This is a genomic window from Maribacter algicola (assembly GCF_003933245.1).
GTDB classification, from domain to species: domain Bacteria; phylum Bacteroidota; class Bacteroidia; order Flavobacteriales; family Flavobacteriaceae; genus Maribacter; species Maribacter algicola.
Window position 1 is genome coordinate 1,365,794 of the sequence record NZ_QUSX01000001.1, and the last position, 26,896, is coordinate 1,392,689.

21 protein-coding genes and 1 tRNA gene are annotated in these 26,896 nt (G+C 43.8%); 12 read left to right on the forward strand and 10 right to left on the reverse strand.

Annotated features, from left to right (window positions below):
• Position 1: 1 nt before the first annotated feature.
• Entirely contained in the window at positions 2-1,798 is a 1,797-nt protein-coding gene (gene lepA, locus DZC72_RS05705; RefSeq protein WP_125221895.1) for a translation elongation factor 4, read from the reverse strand.
• A 293-nt stretch (positions 1,799-2,091) separates the two neighbouring features.
• Here lepA and DZC72_RS05710 point away from each other — a divergent pair, with 293 nt between their 5' ends.
• Together DZC72_RS05710 and DZC72_RS05715 are read left to right on the forward strand one after the other, a co-directional pair.
• On the forward strand, positions 2,092-4,497 hold the full coding sequence (locus tag DZC72_RS05710) for an outer membrane beta-barrel family protein (RefSeq protein WP_125221896.1): 2,406 nt from the start codon (positions 2,092-2,094) through the stop codon (positions 4,495-4,497).
• Positions 4,498-4,598: 101 nt separating this feature from the next.
• Complete coding sequence (locus DZC72_RS05715) at positions 4,599-7,004, forward strand: TonB-dependent receptor (protein WP_125221897.1); 2,406 nt, start codon at positions 4,599-4,601, stop codon at positions 7,002-7,004.
• Between the two features lies 1 nt (position 7,005).
• Here DZC72_RS05715 and DZC72_RS05720 read toward each other — a convergent pair whose 3' ends face one another.
• Genes DZC72_RS05720 through DZC72_RS05735 form a run of 4 tightly spaced genes read right to left on the reverse strand, consistent with a single transcriptional unit; the run spans position 7,006 to position 10,467 of the window.
• Entirely contained in the window at positions 7,006-7,218 is a 213-nt protein-coding gene (locus DZC72_RS05720; protein WP_125221898.1) for a hypothetical protein, read from the reverse strand.
• The gene (locus DZC72_RS05725) at positions 7,215-8,609 is read right to left on the reverse strand and encodes a radical SAM protein (RefSeq protein ID WP_125221899.1); all 1,395 of its coding nucleotides are present in this window, start codon (positions 8,607-8,609) and stop codon (positions 7,215-7,217) included. Before DZC72_RS05725 ends, DZC72_RS05720 begins: the two co-directional genes overlap by 4 nt.
• The gene (locus DZC72_RS05730) at positions 8,581-9,342 is read right to left on the reverse strand and encodes a prolipoprotein diacylglyceryl transferase family protein (protein WP_125221900.1); all 762 of its coding nucleotides are present in this window, start codon (positions 9,340-9,342) and stop codon (positions 8,581-8,583) included. Before DZC72_RS05730 ends, DZC72_RS05725 begins: the two co-directional genes overlap by 29 nt.
• Before the next feature lie 18 nt (positions 9,343-9,360).
• A complete protein-coding gene (locus DZC72_RS05735; RefSeq protein ID WP_125221901.1) occupies positions 9,361-10,467 on the reverse strand; it encodes a TolB family protein in 1,107 nt (368 codons plus the stop codon).
• A gap of 32 nt (positions 10,468-10,499) precedes the next feature.
• On the opposite strand from DZC72_RS05735, the gene DZC72_RS05740 reads away from it, so the two are divergent.
• Both DZC72_RS05740 and dusB read left to right on the forward strand, forming a co-directional pair.
• Positions 10,500-11,726 (forward strand): M28 family peptidase, encoded by a 1,227-nt coding sequence (locus DZC72_RS05740; protein ID WP_125221902.1) that lies wholly within the window; start codon positions 10,500-10,502, stop codon positions 11,724-11,726.
• Positions 11,727-11,866: 140 nt separating this feature from the next.
• Entirely contained in the window at positions 11,867-12,865 is a 999-nt protein-coding gene (dusB, locus tag DZC72_RS05745) for a tRNA dihydrouridine synthase DusB (RefSeq protein ID WP_125221903.1), read from the forward strand.
• Here dusB and DZC72_RS05750 read toward each other — a convergent pair.
• Both DZC72_RS05750 and rbfA read right to left on the reverse strand, forming a co-directional pair.
• On the reverse strand, positions 12,862-14,067 hold the full coding sequence (locus DZC72_RS05750; protein WP_125221904.1) for an ABC transporter permease: 1,206 nt from the start codon (positions 14,065-14,067) through the stop codon (positions 12,862-12,864). The genes dusB and DZC72_RS05750 overlap by 4 nt on opposite strands.
• A 3-nt stretch (positions 14,068-14,070) precedes the next feature.
• Entirely contained in the window at positions 14,071-14,463 is a 393-nt protein-coding gene (rbfA, locus tag DZC72_RS05755) for a 30S ribosome-binding factor RbfA (protein WP_099542923.1), read from the reverse strand.
• 64 nt (positions 14,464-14,527) lie between these two features.
• Here rbfA and mce point away from each other — a divergent pair, with 64 nt between their 5' ends.
• Positions 14,528-14,929 carry a methylmalonyl-CoA epimerase gene (gene mce / locus DZC72_RS05760; RefSeq protein WP_125221905.1) on the forward strand — a complete coding sequence of 134 codons (402 nt, stop codon included), beginning with the start codon at positions 14,528-14,530 and terminating at the stop codon, positions 14,927-14,929.
• A gap of 89 nt (positions 14,930-15,018) precedes the next feature.
• Positions 15,019-15,092 (forward strand) — tRNA-Ile (locus tag DZC72_RS05765).
• 204 nt (positions 15,093-15,296) lie between these two features.
• On the opposite strand, the gene DZC72_RS05770 is transcribed toward DZC72_RS05765, so the two are convergent.
• Positions 15,297-16,544 (reverse strand): mechanosensitive ion channel family protein, encoded by a 1,248-nt coding sequence (locus DZC72_RS05770; RefSeq protein ID WP_125221906.1) that lies wholly within the window; start codon positions 16,542-16,544, stop codon positions 15,297-15,299.
• Positions 16,545-16,682: 138 nt separating this feature from the next.
• On the opposite strand from DZC72_RS05770, the gene DZC72_RS05775 reads away from it, so the two are divergent.
• Genes DZC72_RS05775 through DZC72_RS05785 form a run of 3 tightly spaced genes read left to right on the forward strand, consistent with a single transcriptional unit; the run spans position 16,683 to position 21,925 of the window.
• Positions 16,683-19,022: a PSD1 and planctomycete cytochrome C domain-containing protein gene (locus DZC72_RS05775; RefSeq protein ID WP_125221907.1), complete on the forward strand. Its 2,340-nt coding sequence runs from the start codon at positions 16,683-16,685 to the stop codon at positions 19,020-19,022.
• 4 nt (positions 19,023-19,026) lie between these two features.
• The gene (locus tag DZC72_RS05780) at positions 19,027-20,481 is read left to right on the forward strand and encodes a DUF1501 domain-containing protein (protein WP_125221908.1); all 1,455 of its coding nucleotides are present in this window, start codon (positions 19,027-19,029) and stop codon (positions 20,479-20,481) included.
• Positions 20,482-20,512: 31 nt separating this feature from the next.
• Positions 20,513-21,925, forward strand: a complete 1,413-nt coding sequence (locus DZC72_RS05785) for a c-type cytochrome domain-containing protein (RefSeq protein WP_165869279.1) — start codon at positions 20,513-20,515, stop codon at positions 21,923-21,925.
• A gap of 347 nt (positions 21,926-22,272) precedes the next feature.
• Here the strand turns inward: DZC72_RS05785 and DZC72_RS05790 are convergent, their stop codons facing one another.
• The gene (locus tag DZC72_RS05790; protein WP_125221910.1) at positions 22,273-23,568 is read right to left on the reverse strand and encodes an alpha/beta hydrolase family protein; all 1,296 of its coding nucleotides are present in this window, start codon (positions 23,566-23,568) and stop codon (positions 22,273-22,275) included.
• A 418-nt stretch (positions 23,569-23,986) separates the two neighbouring features.
• Here DZC72_RS05790 and DZC72_RS05795 point away from each other — a divergent pair, with 418 nt between their 5' ends.
• From DZC72_RS05795 to DZC72_RS05805, 3 genes are all read left to right on the forward strand, one after another.
• Positions 23,987-24,655 (forward strand): DUF7103 family protein, encoded by a 669-nt coding sequence (locus tag DZC72_RS05795; RefSeq protein WP_125221911.1) that lies wholly within the window; start codon positions 23,987-23,989, stop codon positions 24,653-24,655.
• A 243-nt stretch (positions 24,656-24,898) separates the two neighbouring features.
• Positions 24,899-25,336: a nucleoside deaminase gene (locus tag DZC72_RS05800; protein WP_243641656.1), complete on the forward strand. Its 438-nt coding sequence runs from the start codon at positions 24,899-24,901 to the stop codon at positions 25,334-25,336.
• 623 nt (positions 25,337-25,959) lie between these two features.
• Positions 25,960-26,259 (forward strand): GIY-YIG nuclease family protein, encoded by a 300-nt coding sequence (locus DZC72_RS05805; protein WP_125221912.1) that lies wholly within the window; start codon positions 25,960-25,962, stop codon positions 26,257-26,259.
• A 236-nt stretch (positions 26,260-26,495) separates the two neighbouring features.
• Here the strand turns inward: DZC72_RS05805 and DZC72_RS05810 are convergent, their stop codons facing one another.
• Positions 26,496-26,888, reverse strand: a complete 393-nt coding sequence (locus DZC72_RS05810) for a hypothetical protein (RefSeq protein ID WP_125221913.1) — start codon at positions 26,886-26,888, stop codon at positions 26,496-26,498.
• Between the last annotated feature and the right edge of the window lie 8 nt (positions 26,889-26,896).

A 26,896-nucleotide genomic window follows, 5' to 3' on the forward strand; every position in this document is an offset into this window, starting at 1 on the left:
CTTAATCGTTCAGTTTCAATACGGCCATGAACGCTTGTTGGGGTATCTCCACATTCCCTACTTGACGCATCCGTTTTTTACCTTTTTTCTGTTTTTCCAATAATTTTCTCTTTCTGGAAATGTCCCCGCCATAACATTTAGCGGTTACGTCCTTACGCAAGGCCTTGATTGTTTCCCTTGAAATAATCTTGGAACCAATTGCGGCTTGGATAGGAATGTCAAATTGCTGTCGTGGTATTAGTTCCTTGAGCTTTTCACACATTTTTTTTCCAATATTGGCCGCATTGTCAAAATGGATCAAAGCGGACAAGGCGTCCACAGGTTGTGCGTTCAACAAAATATCCACGCGAACCAATTTTGACGCCCGCATCCCTATAGGGGCATAATCAAAGGAGGCATATCCTTTGGAAACCGTCTTTAGCCTGTCATAGAAATCGAACACGATTTCCGCCAAGGGCATATCGAAGTTCAGCTCCACCCTCTCGGTCGTCAAATATGTCTGGTTGGTTATCTGCCCTCTTTTTTCAATACAGAGGGACATCACATTCCCCACAAAATCAGCTTTTGTGATGATGGTGGCCTTTATATAGGGCTCCTCAACCCTATCTACGGTGGAAGGGTCAGGGAGGTCACTGGGGTTGTTTACGATGATAGGGGTCTCAGGGTCCTTACGGGTATAGGCATGGTAACTAACGTTGGGCACCGTGGTGATGACAGTCATATCAAACTCGCGCTCAAGGCGTTCTTGAATGATTTCCATATGGAGCATTCCCAAGAAACCACATCTAAAACCAAAACCCAATGCAGCACTGCTTTCTGGGGTAAATACTAGGGAGGCATCGTTCAATTGTAGTTTTTCCATGGAAGACCGTAACTCCTCAAAGTCTTCCGTATCCACAGGATAAATTCCCGCAAATACCATGGGCTTTACGTCCTCAAACCCTGCAATGGCATTTTTGGTAGGTACGGCGGCATCGGTAATGGTGTCTCCCACCTTTACCTCCCGGGCATCCTTTATGCCTGTAATCAAATACCCCACATCACCCGCACTTATCATTTGTTTTGGATGTTGGGTAAGTTTTAAGGTTCCAATTTCATCGGCATCATAACTTTTGCCAGTGGCCACGAATTTTATCTTCTGATTTTTTCGTATGGTCCCATTAAGGACCCTAAAATAAGTTTCCACCCCACGAAACGGATTGTAGACCGAATCGAATACCAGGGCCTGAAGAGGCTCGTCTGGGTTTCCTTTTGGTGCGGGAATCCTTTCGATGATCGCCTTTAATATCTCGTTTATCCCAATGCCTGTTTTGGCACTGGCCGGAATCACATCTTCTGCATCGCACCCCAGTAGGTCTACGATATCGTCCGTCACCTCCTCTGGGTTGGCGCTGGGCAGGTCTACCTTGTTAAGGACCGGAATGATTTCAAGATCGTTTTCCAGGGCTAGGTATAGATTGGATATGGTTTGTGCCTGTATGCTTTGGGCGGCGTCCACAACCAAAAGCGCACCTTCACAGGCCGCTATGGAACGCGAAACTTCATAGGAAAAATCTACGTGACCAGGTGTGTCTATGAGGTTCAGGACGTACTTTTCACCGTTGTAGACATAGTCCATTTGAATGGCATGGCTCTTTATGGTAATACCCCGCTCCCGCTCCAGATCCATATTGTCCAACAACTGTTCCTTTTTCTCCCTTTCGGTAACGGAACCCGTAAAGTCCAAAAGGCGGTCTGCCAAGGTACTTTTACCGTGGTCAATATGGGCAATAATGCAGAAGTTTCGAATGTTTTTCATCTGTAGATCAATATTTTATAGGGTCAGATGCAATTCGCCAAAAGTCATCTAGGCAAGTGTCAAGATTGAACATGGCTCATTTCATAGCAAAGGTTGAAAAAATAAACCTATTTAAACTTTGGGAACCCCCCGTTTAAAAAGCAATTGCAAATATAATCTAATTTGTATGGACATTTTAAGAAGGTCCGCTTAAATAAATAGCCAATATTGGGCCAAAAACAAAGGGGAATATCCTGTTTGTAAAAAAAATACAGTAATATTTTGTTAGTTTTGGTGTTCAACCCAAACTAAACGTGAGACCACTACTGCTATTTTTCCTAGCTTTCCTAGGGTATTGCCAAATAGCGCATAGCCAATCCTATCAACTTACGGGAACGGTAAGGGACGAGCTAGGCGAAACCATCCCCTTTGCTTCGGTTTTTTTATTACAGGCTACAGATTCGGTTATGGTCAAAGGTACGTCGGCAGATGAACTGGGTATTTTTTTAATTGTGGATATCGACCCCGGGCTTTACATTGTTCAATGTTCCTATATTGGAAAAACCTCTCAAGGACTCCCCTTGGACATTCGGTCAGATATCAAAATTGGGGCTTTGATCATTCCAGAACAGGCGGAGCAACTGGACGAAGTAGTTGTATTGTCCACAAGGCCCAAGGTGGAGCGTAAAGTGGACAGACTGGTTTTTAATGTAGAAAACACGGTATTGTCACAAAGCACTTCCTGGGACATCCTAAAACAAACACCCGGTGTTATTCTAATGCAGGACGAGCTTCAAATCCGTAACCAGCCCGCTGTAGTATACATTAACGACAGAAAAGTCCAATTATCCCCGTCGGAGGTGAGAAACCTATTAGAAAATTATCAAGGCCAGAACATAAAATCCGTTGAGGTCATCAATAATCCTCCTGCCAAGTATGATGCGGAGGGCGGGGCCGTTTTGAACATCATTACAAACAAGAACATTTCCTTAGGTTACAAAGGCAACATCAGTACGAACTATACCCAGGGCATCTTTCCTAAATATAATTTTGGCACTTCCCATTTCTACAAGACAGATAAACTCAATATCAACGCTTCCTATGCCTACGCTCCTAGAAAGGACTTTAAGAACTCACGGAACAGGACCAACTTTATAGACGATACGGGTATTTTTTCACGATGGGATACAGATTTTGACAAGACCAACAGATTTGAAACGCATATTGGGGGAATAACGGTAGATTATACCATTAATGACCGAAACGAAATCAACCTAACTTCCAACATGCAGCTTTCCCCAAAAAGGGAGTACGACAACTTTCAAAACACCGTTATTACCAACGGTATTGGTATTTTGGATTCGACTTTTACGACGGCCAGTTTTTTGGACGAGAGGAAGAACAACATTTCCGGGGATATAACCTATAAGCACACGTTTGAAAACGGGAACTTAATGGTCAATGGCCATTACACTGCCTTTGACTTAAACCGAACGCAAAGTGCCAGCTCCAACTATTTCCTACCTACCGGTGATTTCATCCGAAATTACAGCTTCTTTACGGATGCCGTTCAGGATATCGAAATCATAACCGCCCAAGTAGACTACAGTAAGCTCTTTGGTAGCGTAAGTTTTGAAACAGGGGCAAAGGCTTCCTTGATAAATTCGGATAGTCGATTACAGTTTTTCACGGAGAACAACGGGCGTGTTTTCGTGCCAGGACTGTCTGACAATTATCTGTATGATGAAAATGTGTATGCTGCCTACATAAGTGCTTCCAAGGATTGGGAAAAATGGAGTATTAAAGCGGGTCTTAGGGCGGAACACACCCAAAGTTCTGGAAATTCCTTGGCACTTTCAACGGTTAATGATCTTGAGTATTTTGAGCTTTTTCCGTCTTTGTACGTATTATATACTATCAATGAAAACCATAGCTTGGCCTTTGATTATTCCAGAAAATTAAAAAGACCTAGGTACGAAGATTTAAATCCCTTTAGAACATTTATAAATGAAAATGTCTTTGCAGAGGGGAATCCAAACCTAGTTCCTCATTTCAGTAATAATTTCAACTTGAACTATACGTTGAACCAAGAGTTTTTCTTTGATTTTTATTACAGGGATAACGGTAATTTCATATCCCTATATACTTTTCAGGATAATGAAAACCAAATCCTAAGGGACGTAACGATGAATGCCTTAAAAAGCACCTCGTACGGTTTCGACTTTAATTACGGAAAATCCATCACCAACAACTGGTACCTCTACAGCTATATTTCCATTTTTCATGAGGAAGAGACCTTTTTGGCCCTGGAAAGCGACGCATTTTCCGCGACCAATTCAATTAACGGCTACTATATAGATATTACCAATTATTTGACCCTCTCAAAGGATGGTACTTTTAAGGGAGAGTTTGGTTTGGCGTATCTATCGGGGTTTTTGTTGGCATCATTTGATATGACAGAAACTACCAACCTGACCATGGGCCTCCAAAAGTCCTTATGGAATAAAAGGGCAGAGATAAGCCTCAACTTCAACGATATTTTGGGCAAAGCAAATCCCTCTTATACGTCAAGATACTTAAACCAGGACAATTCCTATAGTCCGTTTGAGGAACTACAAAACGTGAGACTTTCCTTCACCTATAATTTTGGTAATTTCAGATTGGAGGACAACAAACGTCAATTAGAAAAAGCGGAAAGGGACCGCATTGGCTCCGAATAAGTACCAATACCGACTGTTTATACAATATTCTTACAAAGAAATTTACGTTGTAAGATAATTCCGAATAACTTTTTATATTAGCGGGCGACTACCATTAGCCAATGAAGCCAGCCTTACCATTCCTTTTCTTTATTTTTTTGATTTCCATATCCATAAATGGCCAAGAATTTGAAGTATCGGGTAGCGTAAAGGACCAAAATGGGGACGCCTTGGTCTTTGCAAACGTCCTTTTAAAGAATCAGGATTCCGTATTGGTCAAAGGAACTACCACCGATGAAGAGGGACGGTACACACTTGTCAATGTAAAAGCTGGAACCTACCTAATATCCGCTAGTTATTTGGATACCTCGAGTGATATACGCCCTTTGGAAGTCGCTTCGGATATGTCCTTGACGGATTTAATCATTCTTCAAACGGAGACCCAATTGGATGAGGTGGAAGTGACCTATAAAAAGCCAACCATAGAGCAGTTGGCGGACCGACTCATTTTTAACGTAGAAAATACCTCCTTGTCCCAAGGAAACATTTGGGACATTCTAAAACAGACCCCAGGGGTCATTATCGTCAACGACAAAATCAATATTAAGGGAAGTTCCAATATTGGGGTAATGATCAACGGTAGATTGGTGAACATTCCCCAAGCCGACATCGTCAACCTGCTTTCGGGTAGTTCCGGTGACAATGTGGAATCTGTGGAGGTAATTTTAAATCCCCCGGCCAAATACAGTGCCGAGGGCGGACTTCTATTGGATATAAAAATGAAGAAGAACCTCATCGCTGGGTATAATGGGTCTATTTATAACAGATATACACAGGCGGTTTTCCCCAAGCATATGATCGGGACGGACCACTTTTTCAAGGGCAAGAAAACGGATTTTTCACTTTCCTATAGTTTTAGAAAAAGCAAGGATTTGAGAAGGTTTACGGACATCACCAATTTTTTTGATTCCGGAACGATCAATGAGGTGTGGACGACGGAACAAAGGACCATTACCAGGAGCAATCAGCATAATGTCAGCGGTTTTTTTGATTATCAGATCAATGACAAAAACAGCCTAAGTTTTTCTACAATCAATTCCTTTACAACTCCCGCCAACAGGTTTATTGATTCTGAAACCCTAATTGAAGACACATCGGGAGATGTACAGTCCAGTTTTCTAACGGCAAACGATTCCGAGTTCGATGCCCTAAATTCAGCATACTATCTGGACTGGTCCCATAAATTCGATAAGAAGGGCGAAAGTATTTCCGTGGCTACCAATTACACTTTTTATCAGTATAACAGGGGTCAAGATCTGGACACCGATTTCTTTGACAGTGATGGAATCACAACGGGAGATAATGATTTTACCACACAATCCAGCCAAAAAACGTCCATCTATAGTGCCCAGGTCGATTATACCAACCCGATAAAAAAATTATCCATATTGGAAGCAGGTCTGCGGTATTCCGGAATAAACTCCCAATCTGCCATCAGCCAAGAAGGGTTCGACAGGACCCAACCAGGAATTAGCCCTACGGAGGAAGGTATTTTTGATTATGACGAGCAAATTATGGCAGGGTACGCAAGTCTTAATAATTCTTGGGAAAATTGGCAATTGAACATGGGGCTTCGTTCCGAGTATACTGAAACCATAGGAGACCTTGATACGGCCAATGACCCGATCAAAAATTCCTATTTGGAACTTTTCCCCTCATTATCCGCCCGACATGAATTCAAGAACAAGCACAATCTGGCATTGCGTTACTACAGAAGGATTACGCGGCCTAGATATAGTGATTTAAACCCATTCCAATTTTTCCAGAGCAACAATACGGTCGTAGAGGGCAACCCAAACCTAAGACCCGCTATCAGGAATTATGTATCCCTGGAGTATGGTATTGGAAAGGATTATTCATTGGAAGTGTATTATTTTGAAGATAGCAATGACTTCTTTGAACAGGTGGTGCAGGATAATGAAAGCAATCTACTTCGTTTCTTAAGCGTCAATTTGGAGTCGAACATAACCTACGGCGCGGAATTCAGATTTAACAAAAGCTGGACTAGGTTTTGGGACACCTATCTTTTGCTTACTTGTTACAATAAACAAAATAGTTTTAGGGATATCGATAGCGGAGCAATTTTGAGTAATGGATTATGGACCGGCAACGTGCGCTTTAATAATTATTTTACCCTTTTAAAGGACCGTTCAATGTATGCGGACCTACTTTATAGATATTCCTCACCAATGGTATTGGGCAATTCCAGAAGGGCATCCACCAGTCAACTTATCATTTCCCTTAGCAAGACATTTTGGCAACGTAAGGCGGCACTGTCCTTTTCCTTTGATGATGTCTTCAACGATGGCAATTTCTTCTACACCCGTAATTACTTGAACCAGGACAACAGTACCTTTTCCAGAAGGGAGACGAGACTGTTTTACATAGGGTTTCGGTATAGGTTTGGGAACAATAGGATACGGGACAATAAAAAGCGAAAAAGTACGGACGAGGGAGACAGGATTTGAATTAGACTCCCATCATCATGGTTCCGCAAACCCCTAGGCTTATCAGCAAATAGACCCCTGCCAGAATCATAAAGATCTTACCTCCCTTCTTTTTGTTTTTCGCCATTAAAACAGCGCCAATGATGCCCAACAGTATCGCAGGACCGAACATGATGAGGAATATAAATACGAACAAGCCATCCAAATTGCCAACTTCTAGAGGAAATGAGCTCATAGTGTTTCTTTTTGTAGTTTTTGTAATCTATTTATTTTGTCATCCCTGTAAAAAAGATTCATCGTCTCAAAGGGAATGATTTTGTTGTCCTTGTTCACAATATGCACGCAGGATTTTTTTATGGCCCTTACATCAAAGTTATAGGCATCTATAAATTGCATGATAATGATACGGAAAAGGTTGTCATATCCAAGTTCAGGGGCGTCTATTTCAGGAAGACAGCACATGATACTTTTTAGGTTTTCCGATGCTTTTTCCACGGAATTTCCCGTACTAAAAAGCTCGATCATTTTGCCATGCAGTTGTTCATCCTGTTCATAGATGATGGTATTTTTTCCTTCGTTTAGCAAATCATCCGGGTTGATGTAGCGTGTTAACGGACTAACTTCATTTCCTAATTTTAAGGCATAGGCCATGACCAGGGCATCTGGGTTACAAGGGACAGGAATAAGGTCATCCGGTTCAAATATAGGGGATTGTTCCAAAATCTTTCTCCGTACCTCTGTAAGGGTGATCCTATTTTCCTCCACTTCAAAATTTTCCAAACGCCCCGCTATCTGAGTAGGTTGAAAGGTGACCCCGCGCACACATTTTTGTTGTAGGGCAAAATCTATGGTCTTTCCCATCTCGTGGTCGTTCAATCCCTTTTGTAGGGTCACGACCAAGGTAGTGGAAAGATTTAATTGGTTTAAATGTTGCAAGGCTTGTAGACGGATTTCGGCCAGGTCTGCCCCTCTTAAAGTTTGTAAAACGTGATTGTCCAAGGAATCGAACTGTAGGTAAATTTCAAAATCTGGCATATAGGTTGCCAAGCGCTCAGCAAATTCAAAATCCTTCGCGATTTTAATGCCGTTCGTGTTGATCATCAAATGACGGATAGGCAAAGTTTTGGCATAATCCAAAATTTCAAAAAACTGAGGATGTAAGGTAGGTTCGCCACCGCTAAGCTGCACCACATCCGGCTCTCCCTCGTTTTTTACGATAACATCCAGCATGGTTTTTACCTCTTCCAAGGTTCTATGCCTTCCATATGTTGGCGAAGAACCGGCATAACAGGTAGGGCAGGTAAGGTTGCAGCGGTCTGTTAATTCGACCACCGTAAGGCAGGAATGCTGTTCATGATCGGGACAAAGACCGCAATCATAGGGGCAACCATAATGGGTTTTGGTATTGAAGGTTTTTGGATATTCGGAGGCTTTATTATAGTTACGGATGTTTTTGTAGTATTCGATGTCGTCCGCAATCAAGACTTTTGAACGCCCGTGTTCCGGACAGTTCTTTAGCATATACACCTTTTCGTTTTCAAATATGATTTTGGCATCCACCCTTCTAAGACAATCCGGGCAAAGGCTTAGCGTAAAATCATAGTAGGTGTAGTTTTTTTCGGGCATAGGATATTCCTTGACGGATAAATTGGTGATAATAAAGCAAACAAAGTAAACATAAAATCTGAATGCTGCTGAGGCCTAGAATATAAAAACTATTAGGTTTAAGAAATTCGACTAAAAATCGGAATCCAAAATAACTTACCATGAACACCTTAAACAAAGATCCGTTCTCCAGGGAAACTGGACTGTGCTTTAGCTTTTTGATGCCTGCGAAAAGCAAGATCAAAAACAAGATTTCATAAAGTGCTATGGGGTGACGATCCAAACCATCGCCTAAATCCATCCCCAAGAAAAAGTGGGTAGTTTTTCCATAGGTAAACTCCTTCATACCCACTAGGAAACATCCCGTTCTACCTATAATAATGCCTAAAATAATGGGAAGGGTGAATAAATTCCCGGAAGATTGTTGCTCCCCAATAATCTTTTTTGCGAATTCTACGCCCAACAACCCACCGAACAAGCCACCCATGATAGTCTTATTGTTTAAAATGGCCAACCAACCCTGCTCCCAATGTAACATAGGGCTTTCTAAAAAGGCAATCAATCTTGAAAAAAACAGGGCGCCAAAAACAGCTCCAATAATAATGGATAGCCGGTTGTTTGAAGATATGGTGTCCGTGGAATTTTTCCGAAGAAAAAGGTAGTACCTAAACCCTACAAAGAAGGCTACATACTCCAGTATGAGGTGTATATTTAGCTTTATACCAAAAACAACGGGCTCAAATGGGATGGTCATTTTTAGGATTATCAGAAACTACTCCTGCCACTCCGCAATGAACAGGTTGGTATCCCGTGTACCTCCATTGTTGCGATTACTGGAAAAAGCCAAGTATTTGCCATCATTGGAAAAAACCGGGAAGGCGTCAAAGGTTTCACCATGCGTTACGCGTTCCAAATTTTTGCCGTCAATATCAATAAAGTACAGGTTAAAGGGAAATCCTTTTTCGGCCTCAAAGTTACTGGAGAACAATACCTTCTTTCCCGAGGGGTGAAAAAACGGACTCCAGTTGGCATTGCCCAAAAAGGTAAGTTGTTTCAAATCGCTTCCATCGGCATTACAGATAAAGAGTTCCATATCTGTGGGTTCTACCAAACCTTCTGCCAGTAGGTCCTTATATTTTTTAATGGCTTCAGGGGTTTTGGGTCTGGATGCCCTAAAAATGAGTTTTGTGCCGTCTGGGGAGAAAAAAGCGCCCCCATCGTACCCAAGTTCATTGGTAATCTGTTTTACATCGGAGCCGTCCAGGTTCATGGTATACAATTCCAAATCGCCACTTCGGGTGGAGGTAAAGACAATTTTATCTCCCTTGGGCGACACGGTGGCTTCGGCATCATAGCCAGGCTCGTCCGTTAATTGTGCGGTTATATTTCCCTCTAGGTCAGCAACGAAAATGTCGAACGAATCATACACCGGCCATACATAGGCACCGTTTCGCCGTAGGGGTACTTCCGGACACTCCTTATCCGCCAAATGCGTAGAACCGTATACAAAGTGTTCATTATCGGGCAGAAAATACGCGCATGTAGTTCGGCCATAGCCTGTACTCACCATAGGAGGAATAGAATCCTGAATGCCCTCTTGCACGTTCAACAAAAACATTTGGTCACAGTTTAATCCCCAATTGGCATTGTTGGACTGAAAGATCATTTGCTTATCGTCCCAGCTCCAATAGGCTTCGGCATTATCCCCACCAAACGTAATTTGCCGTATACTTTTAAAATACTTTTCCTCAGGATAGATGAGGGTATCAGTACCCGCCATTAGAGTGGTGGTTTCTTCTTGTGGCTTGGTGTTGTTTTTTGTTTCGTTTTTACAACTGGAAATGAGGTAGATAAGGCCCAAAACAAATAGAATTCTCATGGAGATGTGTATTTTTGTCAAAAATAAACGCTATGCTACGCAATCTAATATTTTTGTTCGGTTTTTTTATAGTGATGGGCTCATGTAAACAAGAGACCCAGAAGAATGTGACTATGCAAGAGGATGTTGCCTTTTTGGCAAACGACAGCCTACAAGGGCGTGAAACAGGTACTCCGTACGAAAAAGAGGCGGCCCGTTATTTGGAAGAACGTATGCGGAATATCGGATTGTTACCCAAAGGAAATGTGGGCACCTATTTTCAGACCTTTAGCTTCAAGCCGAAAAATGACCCACACGCCGAAGTACAATTTGTGGACGGCGATAGCACCATTACTGGTACTAATGTTATAGGCTATATTGATAACCAAGCAGAAAAGACCATAATCATTGGAGCACACTACGACCATTTGGGAATGGGGGGAGAAGGCTCATTGTACGCCGATGGAAAGGCCATTCATAACGGGGCCGACGACAATGCCAGTGGCGTGGCCATAATGTTACAACTAGCCGCTAAACTCAAGGATACGGTCACGCAAAACAATTATCTCATTATGGCTTTTTCCGGAGAGGAAATGGGACTTTTGGGGAGTAATTTCTTTTCAAAAAATCCCACGATTGATTTATCCAAAGCGAATTATATGCTTAATATGGATATGGTAGGGAGAATGCGGGAGGATAAGACCCTTTCAATTAGTGGCACAGGAACGGCTCCCATTTGGGGTCAGGTTTTGAACGCCAATAATCCCGGATTTAAATTGGTGTTGAGCGAATCCGGAGTAGGGCCTAGCGACCACACCTCCTTTTATTTACAGGATATTCCCGTGCTGCATTTCTTTACAGGGCAACACGAGGACTATCACAAACCCTCGGACGATTTTGATAAGCTGAATTATGAGGGGATGGAATGGATAGCCGATTACATTCTTTCCGTGATTTTTGATTTAGACGACGACCCTAAGCTGGTTTTTAGAAAAACAAAAAACGAGAGCGAGGAAACCCCAAGATTTAAAGTGGCACTAGGGGTAATGCCCGATTATCTTTTTGACGGCAAAGGCATGCGCATCGATGGTGTTACCGATGATAGGCCAGCGGCCGCAGCCGGACTCCAAAAGGGCGATGTTGTTATTCAGTTGGGAGACAGTACCGTAACGGATATGATGAGCTACATGCGCGCACTTTCCATTTTTGAGGAAGGAGATGATACGGAAGTCATTGTGGACCGGAATGGAGAGAAAATAAAAGCCACGATTTCGTTTTAGGCTGAAAGAATAGAGTGTATCCTTCAAATTTGCCTTCCCTTAGCAGGGAGGGGTGTTTCTCGAAAGCGGAACGGGGAGGGTCGTATTAGTATACTTTGTAAAGACCCTTTTTTACTATTTTTGTGCCTTAAAATTGAAGTATGCCCAAGATTGGCGATATAGAACTACCTGATTTTCCACTATTGCTGGCCCCCATGGAGGATGTGAGCGATCCACCCTTTCGTGCCTTATGCAAAGAACAAGGCGCCGATGTGGTTTTTACGGAATTCATTTCTTCGGAAGGTTTGATTCGGGATGCGGCAAAAAGTGTCATGAAATTAGACATCTATGAAAAGGAACGGCCTGTAGGGATACAGATTTTTGGAGCCAATTTGGATAGTATGTTGCAATCCGTGGAGATTGTAGAAAAATCCAATCCGGATATCATCGATATCAATTTTGGCTGCCCTGTCAAGAAAGTGGTCTCCAAGGGCGCCGGAGCGGGTATTCTAAAGGACATAGACTTAATGGTTTCCCTAACGGAAGCCATGGTGAAACATACTAAATTGCCCATTACAGTAAAGACCCGACTCGGTTGGGACGAGGATTCCATAAAAATAGTTGAGGTGGCCGAACGTCTCCAAGATGTAGGATGCAAGGCCATTTCCATACACGGACGAACCCGTGCCCAAATGTACAAGGGATACGCCAAATGGGAACCCATTGCCGAGGTAAAGAACAACCCTAGAATGCACATTCCTGTTTTCGGCAATGGTGATGTTGATAGTCCGGAAGCGGCGGTTAGAATGCGCGATGACTATGGTTTGGACGGCGCCATGATCGGTAGGGCCAGTATTGGTTACCCTTGGTTTTTTAGGGAAGTAAAACACTATTTTAAAACAGGAGAACACCTTGCGCCCCCAACCATTAAGGAACGTGTGGAAGCCGCAAGGAGACATTTACAAATGTCCATTGATTGGAAAGGGGAGAAATTAGGGGTTTTCGAAACTAGACGTCACTACACCAATTACTTTAAAGGCATCCCTAATTTTAAGGAATACCGAATGAAAATGGTGACGAGTGATGATGCCGTGGATGTTTTTGAAGCGTTTGATGAAGTTCTGGAAAAATTTGGGAATTATCAGTTCGAGAACGCTTAAGCAGCTATCAACTTTTTGTTGATTCTGCTACTGGCAATCTTGGAAGCGATGACGCCAAGCACCAAAATAGTGGCCAGCACAATTAGGACATTAATCAGTTGGAACTCCACCGGATAGGCCAAGGAGGGTGTAATTCTCAACCACCCGAAGAATATTTGCGACCAGACCAATAGCGACCCCAGCAACACACCAATGAGCCCCCCAAATCCGGTGACCAGAATTCCCTGTACAAAATAAATGTTGCGCAATTCCTTTATGGTAGTTCCCAAACTGTACAAGGTTTTGGAATTCTGTTGTTTGTCCAAGATCATCATGATGATGGCCCCCACTACGTTAAATAGGGCAATGATCAACACCAACGTAAAGATGAGGTAGGTCGCCATATTTTCGGTATTCAGCATTTTGTAGAGCGTGCTATTCAATTCCTGCCGATTTTTCAAAATGACTGAATCTCCCAAAACCGCCTCTATTTCGGAACGAACAGCTTGCTCATCCGCATCATTTTTCAGTTTAAAATTGATTCCTGAAATATCATTTTCTGTTTTTTCCAGCAAGGCCTGGGTTAAGGAAAGATCGGCGAATACATATTTGTTATCCAAATCGGCCTCCACCGCATAGACACCACCAATGATAACAGGTAGGCGGTTATAGAGCGAACTTACCCCTTGCTGCGAAAGAGACCCTTTCCCAGGTTTAAAGGCGTAAATCTGCATCGGGCTTCTAAATTGGTTAATGGTCACACTAAGTATATTTGCAATGCCTATGCCTGAAACCACCTGTTGATCGTTAATGGTCCAATCGCCCAAATATAAAATGGAATCGGTATTGACCACCTTGGTATAGTTAGAGTCGATGCCCTTGATATAGGCAATGTGATTTTTTCCTTTGTGTTCCAGATAAACTTTTTCCTCAATTTCCTTGGCATAGTGGGCAAGTCCATTGATTTTGGCCAAACGATTTTCTTGGTCTGGAGTAATAGAAAAGAATTTCCCAAAGGCCGGTTGTGCCTTAAGTTCTGGATCAAAGGAATTGGTAAAGGAAAGACTAAAAGTTTTAAGTCCCGCAAATCCTGAAAGAACGATAAATAGCGCTGCCGAACCGATGACAATGACTAAAAAAGTAATGAAATTGATAATGTTCACCGCATTCTGTGTGCTCTTGGAGCGCACATATCTTTTAGCGATATATAGCGGAAAGTTCAAAAATCAGGATTTTTTTCTTCTAGGCAATAAGTCCCTGTTTTCAATAGGGTTTTCTTCCCTTTTCAAGGACTTTTCTATTTTTTCTATGTAATCCAGTGAGTCGTCCAAATAGAATAATAGCTCGGGGACCCTGCGTAATTGGTTTCGGGTACGCTGGGCCAATTCATGTTTGATCAAGGGTTGATTGGATTTTATACCCTCCAACAATTCCTTGGCCTGTTCAGTAGGAAATATGCTCACATATACCTTGGCGATGGAAAGGTCTGTTGTAACGGAAACCTTGGAAACGGAAATCAAAGTGCCCCTTAGCCCACCTTCTATGGCCGCTTTTTGTAAAATGGCCACAATATCCTTTTGGATGACCCCAGCTATCTTTCGTTGTCTTTGTGTTTCCATACCGCAAAAATACGCAGAATAATGTATCTTGTTGATATCCTTCGTTCCTGTAAACCATTTTGACATGAAAAAAATTGAACATTTGGGGATTGCCGTAAAAAACCTGAAGGACTCCAATGTCTTGTTTGAAAAATTGTTGGGGGAGGGCCCCTATAAAGAGGAAGAAGTCGCTTCCGAAGGGGTAAGGACCTCCTTCTTTAAAACCGGACCTAATAAAATAGAGTTATTGGAATCGTTGAACGAAGAAGGCCCTATTGCCAAGTTCCTAACAAAAAAAGGTGAGGGCATCCACCATATCGCTTTTGAAGTCGAAGACATTATTGCTGAAATGGAGCGGTTAAAAAAGGAAGGGTTTCAGGTTTTGGGCGATGCGCCTAAAAAGGGCGCCGACAATAAATGGGTTGTCTTCGTACATCCGAAGTCTACCAACGGGGTATTGATAGAGTTGTGTCAAGAAATCAATTAGATTTTTAGGCTTTGTGAAATGGTTGAATTGACCACTTAAAATGTTGTGGCATATAAAAATAAATGGTAATATTGCATCCGCAATTTGCGGGTCCTATAGCTCAGCTGGTTAGAGCACCTGACTCATAATCAGGGGGTCCCTGGTTCGAGCCCAGGTGGGACCACGGAGTGGTCAAAAAGTCTTAGCGTAAGCTGGGACTTTTTTTGTGGAACGAACCATGGGCGAGAAGTTTATCCCGAGCGTAGTCGAGGGAAGCCAGGTAGGACCACGATAGAGGTAAAAAAGTCTTAGCGTAAGCTAGGGCTTTTTTTGTGTAACAAATCTTGTGTTACAAGTGAAGTGCCAGGACTTAAATTCGTTAAGATTCTTAAACGTCTTGTCCAAAATCTATTGGAAATTCAAAAACCTTTAGATCAAAAAAGGGAAGCGCCGCCAGCAAGTGATCGAAGATATCGGCCATGACGTATTCATAATTTTCCCAACGTTTGTCCGCACTAAAGGCATATATTTCTAATGGAATACCTTGTGGCGTAGGGGCCAATTGCCTAACCATGAGTGTCATGCCCTTGTTCACGGCGGAGTGGTTTTCCAGATAATCCGTAACGTACTTACGAAAGACACCAATGTTGGTGAGGTTTCTGCCGTTGATGGCAAGTTCCTTGTTTCGGCCATTTTCTATGTTGAACGCCTTTATTTTTTCGTTTCTGTCGGATAAATACGGTTGTATCAATTGGATTTTTTTGAGCGCCTCCACATCCTCATCGGAGAGAAAACGAATACTTTTTTGACTAATTATCAAGGCTCTTTTGATACGTCTCCCGCCCGATTCCTGCATCCCCCGCCAGTTTTTGAAAGAGTCGGATATCAAGGCATAGGTGGGTATCGTGGTAATCGTCTTGTCAAAATTCTGAACCTTGACGGTGGCTAGGTTGATTTCTATTACGTCCCCGTCTGCCCCATATTTATCAAAGGTGATCCAATCGCCTATGCGTACCATATCGTTGGCACTTACCTGGATACTTGCCACAAGACCCAAAATGGAGTCCTTGAATATCAAAAGGATTATGGCCGACCCTGCACCCAAGGCCGTAAAGAATTTCCAGACCTGTACGTTGGTCACAATGGCCAGAATGGCCAAAATACCTACGGACCAGCCAAAAATCATAAATACCTGTATGTAGCTATCCAACGGCTTGTCCCTAAAACGGGGTTTTGTTTTCAGGTAATCATTGATACTTCGAAAGACCCGTTTAATGACGGACAACGCTAGGAGCACTAACAGCACTTGTAAGGTTTTCATGGCGATTCCACGGGCGTAGTCAAAATCGATAAAAGCGACGGGCACCGTTTTGAACAGGAGAAACATAGGTGCTAGATGGGCAAAGTACCTAGGCACCCTGTTGGCAACCAAAAAATTATCGAAATTGGTCTTTGATTGCCTGGCAATTCTTATGGAAAAGGCCCTTAAAAACTTCCAAATGACCCAGTCCAGAATCCATGCCAAAACGAGTACCGCGGCCATCAGGATAATCAGGTTTAGATATGCGGCAAGCGTTTCACTGATACCGGTCTTTAACAAGTAGTTATAGAGTATTCTGGATGTTTCATTTTCCATGCAGCAAAATTATCAATTATTACTTTTGTTTTTTGGGTATCAACTCTATACGACCCTCTTTTAGACTGTCTTTATGTGATTGAAATTAAGGGTAAATTGATTACATTTAAGGGTGGACCTAATGCGAATCTATCCCAAATGAATTACAAAATTACGACTGTACTGGTTTTATTGGCTATTATAGTCGGATTATATACCTATAAAACGGGCGTTTTTGAATTTGATAATGACGAGTACGCTAGTTTGTCGTTTCCGGAAACGGTTGATTACAACTTTCATATAAAACCAATTCTTTCCGATAACTGTTACACCTGTCACGGACCCGATGCTAATAAGCGTAAGGCCGGCCTGCGTTTGGACGATCAGGAATCCGCGTTATCGGAATTACCGGAGTCCCCAGGTCACTTTGCGATTGTGCCGAAAAACCTTCGGGAGAGTAAGGCCTATCAGGCCATACTATCCGAGGACCCCACAACACAGATGCCTCCGGCCGATTCCAAATTGTCCCTATCGGCCTATGAAAAAAAACTCATCAAAAAATGGATTGAGCAAGGTGCACAATTTGAAAAGCACTGGGCGTATATCCCGCCTGAAAAATTGTCCCTTCCCCAAACCAAAAGCACTTGGGGCAATAATGAGATCGATGCCTTTATTCTCAAAAAATTGGAAGAGCACAACTTGGTTCCCTCTGACAAAGCATCCAATGAGACCTTGATACGAAGAATCAGTTTGGACCTCACGGGTCTTCCCCCAGATCCGGAATCCGTTACCCAACTTTTGGCCCCTGCTTCCCAAGATACCATAGCGCATATCATCGATACTTTTTTGGCCTCCCCGGCCTATGGCGAGCGCATGACCCAATCCTGGTTGGACGTGGCGCGTTATGCGGATTCCCACGGCTATCAGGACGATAGCTACCGTACCATGTGGCCGTGGCGCGATTGGGTCATCCATGCTTTCAACAAGAACCTTCCGTACGACACCTTTTTAACCTGGCAGTTGGCGGGCGACCTCCTGCCCAACCCAACCAAGGAACAGATCTTGGCGACGGGATTCAACAGAAATCATCCCATAACCCAGGAGGGAGGGGTCATTCAGGAGGAATACAGGGTCAATTACGTGCTGGACCGTACCAACACCTTGGGGAAAGGGATTTTAGGACTTACCCTGGAATGTGCACGTTGCCATGACCATAAATACGACGCCATTTCCCAGAAGGACTATTTTGAAATGTTCGCTTTTTTCAACCAAGTGGATGAGAAGGGACTTCAGATGGATGCCGTGCAGGCCAAGAACCAAGCTTTTTTTGCCGACCCCCCGTTTATCGAGATTTCGGCAGCGGAGACCAATGGCGTGCTTTCCTTTATCAACATGAAGGATACTCCCAAGATCAACGTAATGGTCATGAACGATTCCGCACCCAAGACCACCTATATTTTGAACCGTGGGGAATACGATCAACCTATAGATTCCGTCCTTCCAAATACACCAAAATCTATATTCGCTTTTCCCGATAATCTTCCCAAAAACCGCCTGGGACTCGCACAATGGCTCACGGACCAAAAGCATCCTTTAACCGCAAGGGTATTCGTGAACCGCATCTGGGCCATGCTTTTTGGAAAGGGTCTTGTGGAAACCGTAGAGGATTTTGGGGTTCAGGGAAGCCTACCTACGCATCCGGAATTGTTGGACTGGTTGGCAGTGGATTTCATGGAACACGGATGGGACATCAAGTATCTGCTCAAAAAAATAATGCTTTCGGCCACTTACCAACAAAAATCGGAGTTAAGGCCCGACTTGAAACAGGCGGACCCCGAAAATATATGGTGGGCGCGAGCCCCTCGGTTCAGGATGAGTGGGGAAATGATACGCGATTACATCCTTGCCACTAGCGGACTTCTTAACCAAGAAATTGGCGGCCCTAGTGTAAAGCCCTACCAACCTCCCGGTCTTTGGGAAGAAACGAACGCAGGCGGAAACAGGGGTGTCCTAACGAATTATATTCAGGACGAGGGTGCCGACCTCTATAGGCGCTCCCTGTATACCTTTTGGAAAAGGACCCTGCCACCGCCCAATATGACCATTTTTGATGCACCTACCCGTGATTTTTCGGAAGTTCGACGGCAAAAGACGAATACCCCTTTACAAGCCTTGGTGCTCCAGAACGATGTGCAGATCCTGGAAGCTGCCCGGGTACTGGCCCAAAACTTGGTCCATAAAGACCCAAAAGGAAAAGAATATGTAACCGATGTCTTCAGGCTCATCCTAGTCCGGTCGCCCAAAGCGCAGGAATTGGCGGCACTTACCAATTATTATCAGGATGCCTTAAAAGGATATAGGGAGCGACCGGCAGAGGCTGAAAAATTGATTGCGGCAGGGGAATATCGCAGGCTGGAAACTGATGCCGCAAAGACGGCCGCTCTCATGCTCACCGCACAGGTAATCTATAATTTGGACGAAACTATCACCAAAGAGTAAGCCTATGGAAGAACATAAAAACGAAAACCCTTTAAAGGTCAATAGGCGCCACTTTTTTTCACAGTTGAGCGTGGGCATAGGTTCCTTGGCCTTGGGATCTTTGTTGATTCCCGATCTGTTCAAGAACGGCTCCAAAGAGTTGGCCCAACAACCTTTGGGCATCCCCCATTTTGCTCCCAAGGCAAAACGGGTCATCTACCTGTTTCAGGCTGGGGCGCCCTCCCAATTGGAAACCTTTGATTATAAACCGATGTTGCGTAAGCGCATGGGTGAGGATTTGCCGGAATCCATCCGAAACGGACAACGTTTAACGGGCATGACGGCCAATCAGGAAAAGTTCCCGTTGATGCCGCCGGCCGTCAATTTCAAGCAACACGGGCAAAGCGGTACCTGGATCAGTGATTTTTTCCCTTACACGGCGAAAATTGCCGATGAGATAACGGTCATCCGAAGTATGCATACCGAAGCAATCAATCACGATCCCGCCATCACCTTTTTTCAGACCGGCAGTCAGATATCCGGTAGGCCCAGTATGGGTTCCTGGATGAGCTATGGCCTGGGCAGCGAAAACAAAAATTTACCATCTTTTGTCGTATTGACCTCTAGGGGAGATGGCAATAGCCAAGGACTCTATTCAAAACTTTGGTCCAGCGGGTTTTTGGATTCCAAGCACCAAGGGGTGCTGCTGCGTTCCGGAAAGGACCCTGTACTCTATCTCAATGACCCGGAGGGCATTTCCCGATCGGAAAAGCGAGACCTGTTGAACGAGGTATCTGCATTGAACAAGTTACATCATGTGGAGACGGGCGATGACGAGATAGAATCACGTATTGCCCAGTATGAGATGGCGTACCGCATGCAGATGTCGGTGCCCGATGTCATGGACATTTCCAAGGAACCCAAATCCATTATCGACCTCTATGGCGAGGATTGCCAGGTACCTGGAACGTATGCCGCCAATGCCCTACAGGCCAGAAGGCTTGCGGAAAATGGGGTGAGGTTCATACAATTGTACCATCAGGGCTGGGACCAACACGGCAATCTGCCCAATGAAATGGCAGGTCAGGCGAAGGATGTTGACCAGGCTTCGGCCGCTTTGGTTTTGGACCTGAAACAACGGGGCATGTTAGAGGATACCTTGGTGATCTGGGGAGGAGAATTCGGAAGGGGCAATTACTGTCAAGGAAAGTTCGACCCGGCCAATTACGGCAGGGACCACCACCCCAGGGCCTTTAGTATCTGGATGGCCGGTGGGGGTATAAAGCAAGGCTTGAATTACGGTCAGACCGATGAATTTGGGTACAACGTCATTGAAAATCCGGTCCATATAAACGATTTTCACGCGACCTTGATGTATGCCTTGGGACTGGACCATGAACAGCTTACGTACAAATATCAGGGACGTCGTTTTCGACTGACGGACGTGGCCGGGAACGTCATCAAAGACCTTATAGCATAACCCGATGACAAAACCTGCTAAAAATCGCTGGGTGGACTACCTTATTTTGGGGCTATCCGTCTTTTTGGTTTTCTGCCTGCTGTTTGAATCCTATATGGAATTGCCGGCGTGGGTATCATGGTTGGGACGATGGCATCCCCTGGTGCTGCATTTCCCCATTGTGCTGCTACTCATCGCCATTTTCTTGGGCCTAACAGGTAAAAATGTGCCGAAAAGGTTGCTAATAGTTGCGGTTGTATCGGCCTTGATTACGGCCATATCAGGGTTTTTTTTAGGGAAGGACACCTTGGTAAAAGGGGATCTCCTCGTTTGGCACCAATGGTTGGGTGGGGCCTTGGCCTTGCTATCGGCTTTATGGTATGCCTTCGTAAATATATTTCCATCCCAAATACGCTACCACAAAGGAATCCAGGTCGTACTCATAGGACTTATAGGTTTTACGGGCCATTATGGGGGAATGGTCACTCATGGCGCCGATTTTTTGGCCTTTCCACAAAGCAAAAAACAGGGTAAAATACCCGAAAACCCGAATATTTATTCGGATGTCGTGATGCGTATTTTGGACAATACCTGCGTATCCTGCCACAATCCCAACAAACAAAAAGGCGAACTCTTGTTGACAAGTCTTGACCAACTTTTTAAAGGGGGAGAACACGGCCCCGCCGTGGTACCCGGGGATTTGGAAAATAGTTTTTTGGTACGGCGCGTACGTCTGCCAAAAGAGGACGAGGACCATATGCCACCGGAGGGGAAGACCCCTTTGAGCGAACTTGAAATCAATATCTTGGAACGCTGGATTGCCCTGGGTGCTCCCGATTCGGTACGACTGGACCAGCTAGAACCTTCGGAACCGCTGGTTGGGCTCATACAGGAAATGAGGATGCCGGACCCTGAAGAAAAATGGCGGAGTTTTGCCACGATTGTGGATAGTACCTTGCAGAACCTGTCCTCGGACTATCTCACCATTGAAAGAATGGCGGCCAACTCCAACGCCCTTAGTGTGGACGTCTATGCGCCACCAACCTATGACCCCAAACCGATAACAGATTTAAAACGGGTAGCGAACAACCTCGTTGAATTGGATGTGAGCGGACTGCCACTGGGCAGTGCGGAGATGGCCACAATTGCCTCCTGTTCAAATCTGGAGTGGTTAGAAATTGATGGTACCCCATTGAAGGACGCAGAGTTACGCTCGCTCACGAATTTGCAGAACCTGACCCTGCTCAAGGTATACCAAACGGGAATAACGGACCGGAGCGTAGAAGTTTTCAAGCAATTGCCGAAGCTCTCCAAACTTTATGTTTGGGATACGAATATCTCCGAAGCGGCTCTGGAAGCCCTTCAAAAAGAGCGTTCCGCACTTCAGGTTTATAAGGGCATAGACCCCAAGATCAAGAGCTTTTTTGTAGCTGCCGATTCCACGGATACCAACAGTCTCCAATAAGTTTACCCTTTAATAAGAAACTGTTTATTAAAACGTTTTCCCGTTTTGTTGTTCCATCACAAAAGCCATCGGTCAATAGAAGGGTCTACCGAACAAAATGCCGACCAAGGGGAGGTTTTTTGTTGTTGCACCCAGTGAGGTGGTCTACATATCTTCAGATAGCTTCTTTTTGTTTATCAAGGTGAGTATCATTTGTCAAGGGACATCAACAACTTTAGAGATAAATACCCTCAAGAAATACTTCAGGATAACAAATGGATCCTTAAAAATACTATCTTGAATGGTCTTGGACCAAAAAGCTAAAACAAGACCTAACAATTTATATCAGATTAAATCATCGATTTTTTCTATTCCATTCCTTGGGCATGTAACAACTCCATTCCGGTGGATGAACGTGGTTTAAAACCCGGCCAATCTTTCTCATTGGAATTTTCTGGTATGTCCAAGAGTTGGGAATGGTCCTCTCCCTTTAGATGGGTACCCAAAAATGCAGTGACAAAGTGTTGATTAACATTATTTATTTTACGTTGGTCCCATGAGGAATCGGCATAGCGATAATATTCATCAATGTGGAGTGCGGGCGAAAAGGATTCGGCCGGAGGAGGATTTGGAGCCACATTATGCCTTGCATTCATATAGGTAAGAAGGTATCGGTCTGCGTTGATAGCTCCTTCATAGAGAGCCTTTATACCATTTTCGTAGCCGGATATATCATCTTGACTCCCTGCAATGAAAAAGGTAGGCTTTTTTAATCCTTTTAATCCTTCGGCATCCCAAACCCCTCGTGCCATACCCCATGGGGCAAAAGCTACTACCGCCTTTACACGCGGATCAATGGATTCTTGATAATCGGGATTGCTAGCTACAAGGGATTGGATAGCCGTGCTGCCCCCTGTCATTTGTCCGAAGAAACCAGCAGCACCATCACTATAACCCGCTCCACCCACATTTAAAACACCATAGCCACCCATGGAATAACCAATTATGCCCGTACGGTTTGCATCCGTAATTTTCCCAAGGGGGGTATTTGTCAAAGCTGCCATTTCATTTAAAACGAATTTAATGTCCTTGGCCCTATTTAACAAAGTACTGTAAAATGCATTTGCGTCCCTAAAAGTAGAATCGGTATGGTCAATGGCAACAACTACATACCCTTTGGATGCCAAATTTTCGGTGAGATAGGTCATCAAATAGCGCGAACCTACATACCCATGGGAGACTATGACCAAGGGAAACTTGCCTTCAGATGTTTTTGGTGCTGCGTCTCGAACGGCCCTGCCTTTAAAAGTAAAGGGAATCAATGGACGCAGGCTATCGCCACGCGTACCCATTACTTCTTCATAGGTAGTCAATGCGTTGGAGGCAGATTCTAATGCAGCAGGATACCAGACTTCAACGGTCAGCGGTCGGTCGTAAAATACCTCCTTCCCTGCTTTGGAATTTAGGATGTCGATTTGATTTTTATGTAAGAGCTTCATGGTTTGAACCCCTACGATGTGCTTGCCACGTGCGGCAAGTTCTGGCGCATCCGGTAAAGGATCACCATATAGAAATTCTTCCTGGGCATTAAGTGTTCTTGCCGAGCACAACGCTAGAAATAATACGACCAAAAATGGTAAGGAATATGTTTTTTTACCTTTCATGTTTGCGTTTTACGTTAGGTATTCAAGATACATAATTTTGATTATTTCCTAACGGGTAGGGCCAAATTTACAAGGCAGTTGGGACACTACGATATTCTATAAGGGTATTTCGTTAAATTGGCAGGTATGGCCAACTGCTTTTAGGATGTGCTTTTGAATGTTGGGTCTTTTACGTGCGATGCTTTCAGGAAAGCACTTTGGCACATTAAAGGACAATCGCGTATCTTGTATAGGCCCACCCTGTTCGCAATTTCAATGTTCCCCCGAAATATGTTATTGCAGCTATCCAGAAATGGGCCTGTTTTACGGGAACAAAGAAAGGGTACGGCACCAAACCAAAAAATACCTTTTAGCAGGGATATTGTTTATAAGCAAATATTGTTTTCTTAGACAAGAGCAATTTCTGAAATGTGTTTCTATGAATCTACAGGACATGAAAATCACGGCTCAAAAAGCCGGTAAAAAAGTGGTAAAGGAAGTGGACCACTTTGCTAAGTTGGAACGTTTTATTGCCGCTGTCCTCATTTTCACTCCCGCTATCTTATATTGGGCGGATTTGGGGTGCCGGGATACTTTTAGGGACAGTATTAGCAATTACCATTTTATGTGGGCAGGGCATTGGTTTGGGAGCCTATTGACCTTGGCTGCGGCCCTCTTCATCTATAACGGCGCCCAGCATATGTCCGCTCAAAAGGAAAAGCAGGCCTTGGTAAAAAAGGCCAAAAGCCGCTTTGGAAAGGGCTATAACATCATCTTTGGAGTGGCACTGTTTGGAGTGTTGTTCTTTGACCACATTACATTTAAATGGACCCACTACATTTTTGCCAGTATATTCTTTGTGGGCTGTGCCCTGGCCATGATCCTCACCCGTGAATCCAGAATAAACACTTTGGGCGATGTGTTGGGGGTATTGACCCTAGTATTCTTGGGATTCCATTTATTGCTGGAATATTTGGTTTGGAAGGACCACAACCCATTTACCCTCCTTTGGGCAGAATGGATCGGGCTCATCTTGATTGCCATTTATTTTATCGCGGAATCCCTACAACGTGACCGACAAGAAGTAGCAGCACACTTATACGATTAATATCCTTTTTTTATGTAGAACAGACTTCATTTCTTGGTTTACCTCCATTATTTTGGGATACTTAGCACAAAATATGTATAGGGGAGGTTGTTGTTCTGTTTGTTCTTCTAATATGTTTGGAGTTAAAGTTCTATAGAATATGATTTAATGCGCAACACCATTTTCCAGATTGCGCTCAATGTTCTAGTGAACAAGCACTTTACCCCGTAATCAACCAAGTATCTTTAGCGATAAAACACAAGGATGCACGAAAATTATATGCAAATGGCCATCACAAAGGCCAAGGAAGGAAAAAACGCCCCTACAGGCGGTGCTTTTGGCGCGGTCATCGTTTTAAACGATGAAATTGTATGCGCCGTTCACAACCAAGTAAAAAAGGAACAGGACATTACGCAGCATGCCGAGCTACACGCCATTCAAGTTGCCATCAAAAAACTGGGTAAGGACGGCTTAAAGGATTGTGTGTTATATACCAGTTGCGAACCCTGTATGATGTGTTTGGGAGCCTGTCATTGGGCACAGTTTAAAGCCATTTATTTTGGGGCCTCCGCCCAGGATGCCAAAGATTATGGATATGTGTATTCTAATTGTTACTACCAAATGGATAGTGACCAGCGGCACAAGGAATTTCGCATGACGCAGCTATTGGCCAAGGAGGCCATAGCGGTTTGGGAGGATTAGGGTGTTTCTCGTTAAGTGAGAAGGGAGGGGTCGGGTTTAGGTACAATAATTTTTCTCTTCATTTTCTTTGCTTCTTCAAAGAAAACGAAACAAAAGAAAGAAGACTTTCCAGTAGGAATTTTTACTTCGTAAAACCCATCTCGAAACTCGGCCGTTCCGTTGCACGGAACAGGTACCTTTCCGAGCTTTCTCGATGTATTCTTCTGGAAAGGAAAGCACAAATCCAACTTTTGGTTTTCAATTTGCTTATCCGAAGTTGTATAAGGGTTGGTTCGAAATGACATTAAGAGTGCTTCAGTCATTTCGAAGAAGCTCGCGACTTAGAAATCTTATTTCATAAGCCTAGATTTCTCATACTCGTTACACTCGACTTCGATTCCCTTCGGATACGCTCAGGGCGAGCCGCTCAGTCTGACAGATTCGAAATGACTGTTGTTTGTCCTGTAGTCATTCCGACAGAGTCTCGATAGTAATGGGGACGAGGAGAAATCCCATACTATAACTTAAGATTTCTCACGCTCCCCTACGCCAGGCTCCGGTTCGGTTCGAAATGATATTTGAGGCCCTTTTAGTCATTTCGAAGGAGCTTGCGACTGAGAAATCTAAAAAAGCTATTTTTAAAAATGCTTTTCAATTACTTTGTCTATATAGTGACCAATGAGAATAAGACGACTCTTTATATAGGGGTAACCAATGACATACAAAGAAGACTTTCCCAACATTATTTTGACAGTCAAAATACCAAAAAGTCCTTCGCCGGAAAATATAATTGTTATTATTTACTGTATTACGAAGGTTTTGAATCCATTGAAGAAGCGATTCAGAGAGAAAAAGAGTTGAAGAAGTGGCGTAGGGAGAAAAAGGACAAATTAATTACATCCTTTAATCCCGATTGGGAATTTTTGAACGACCAAGTGATTTAGATTTCTCACGCTTCCCTTCGCCAGGCTCCGGTTTGGTTCGAAATGACATTGAGAGTGCTTCAGTCATTTGAAGGAGCTTGCGACTGAGAAATCTCATTTCATAAGCCTGGATTTCTCATACTCGTTACACTCGATTCGAAATGACTGTTGTTTGTCCTGTAGTCATTTCGACAGAGTCCCGATAGTAATCGGGACGACGAGAAATCTAAATCAGTTAACCGTTCGTCAACTCCAAGCTATGGTCTACAAAAAGATGATCGTTCTGTACGTATTCTTCGCTCTAAATATAGAAACAAACACATTCCTGCGGCGTAGCAAAGTAAGTCCCAAGGGTCTTGCGTATAACGCACATTTACATGGGGCAAATATCCTTCGAAGTAGCCAGCGAACAGGGCCGTAACCACAACACATAAGATAGGAGACAATCGCAATTCATCATCCGATTTTATAAATCGCGCCCCTTCCAAACAAATTTTCAGCACAATGGGCATACATAAGAAATCGTTCAGATAATTATTTGCGAGCGATGGAAGGGACATCTCCAAACGTTGCGCCAAATAGACCAACACCGCAAGGAGTGAAAATACTGGAAAATAGTGTTTTTGAAATGTTAGAAAGGCCTGCTTCATCGGAATGC

What these genes read in the sequence shown, in the direction of transcription:
- DZC72_RS05775 (WP_125221907.1), top strand. Translation starts at nt 16,683, where the DNA reads ATGAATTACAAAATTACGACTGTACTGGTTTTATTGGCTATTATAGTC.
- DZC72_RS05795 (WP_125221911.1), top strand. Translation starts at nt 23,987, where the DNA reads ATGAATCTACAGGACATGAAAATCACGGCTCAAAAAGCCGGTAAAAAA.
- DZC72_RS05790 (WP_125221910.1), bottom strand. Translation starts at nt 23,568, where the DNA reads ATGAAAGGTAAAAAAACATATTCCTTACCATTTTTGGTCGTATTATTT.
- DZC72_RS05740 (WP_125221902.1), top strand. Translation starts at nt 10,500, where the DNA reads ATGCTACGCAATCTAATATTTTTGTTCGGTTTTTTTATAGTGATGGGC.
- DZC72_RS05735 (WP_125221901.1), bottom strand. Translation starts at nt 10,467, where the DNA reads ATGAGAATTCTATTTGTTTTGGGCCTTATCTACCTCATTTCCAGTTGT.
- dusB (WP_125221903.1), top strand. Translation starts at nt 11,867, where the DNA reads ATGCCCAAGATTGGCGATATAGAACTACCTGATTTTCCACTATTGCTG.
- mce (WP_125221905.1), top strand. Translation starts at nt 14,528, where the DNA reads ATGAAAAAAATTGAACATTTGGGGATTGCCGTAAAAAACCTGAAGGAC.
- rbfA (WP_099542923.1), bottom strand. Translation starts at nt 14,463, where the DNA reads ATGGAAACACAAAGACAACGAAAGATAGCTGGGGTCATCCAAAAGGAT.
- DZC72_RS05805 (WP_125221912.1), top strand. Translation starts at nt 25,960, where the DNA reads ATGCTTTTCAATTACTTTGTCTATATAGTGACCAATGAGAATAAGACG.
- DZC72_RS05725 (WP_125221899.1), bottom strand. Translation starts at nt 8,609, where the DNA reads ATGCCCGAAAAAAACTACACCTACTATGATTTTACGCTAAGCCTTTGC.
- DZC72_RS05720 (WP_125221898.1), bottom strand. Translation starts at nt 7,218, where the DNA reads ATGAGCTCATTTCCTCTAGAAGTTGGCAATTTGGATGGCTTGTTCGTA.
- DZC72_RS05770 (WP_125221906.1), bottom strand. Translation starts at nt 16,544, where the DNA reads ATGGAAAATGAAACATCCAGAATACTCTATAACTACTTGTTAAAGACC.
- DZC72_RS05810 (WP_125221913.1), bottom strand. Translation starts at nt 26,888, where the DNA reads ATGAAGCAGGCCTTTCTAACATTTCAAAAACACTATTTTCCAGTATTT.
- DZC72_RS05715 (WP_125221897.1), top strand. Translation starts at nt 4,599, where the DNA reads ATGAAGCCAGCCTTACCATTCCTTTTCTTTATTTTTTTGATTTCCATA.
- DZC72_RS05800 (WP_243641656.1), top strand. Translation starts at nt 24,899, where the DNA reads ATGCACGAAAATTATATGCAAATGGCCATCACAAAGGCCAAGGAAGGA.
- DZC72_RS05780 (WP_125221908.1), top strand. Translation starts at nt 19,027, where the DNA reads ATGGAAGAACATAAAAACGAAAACCCTTTAAAGGTCAATAGGCGCCAC.
- DZC72_RS05730 (WP_125221900.1), bottom strand. Translation starts at nt 9,342, where the DNA reads ATGACCATCCCATTTGAGCCCGTTGTTTTTGGTATAAAGCTAAATATA.
- lepA (WP_125221895.1), bottom strand. Translation starts at nt 1,798, where the DNA reads ATGAAAAACATTCGAAACTTCTGCATTATTGCCCATATTGACCACGGT.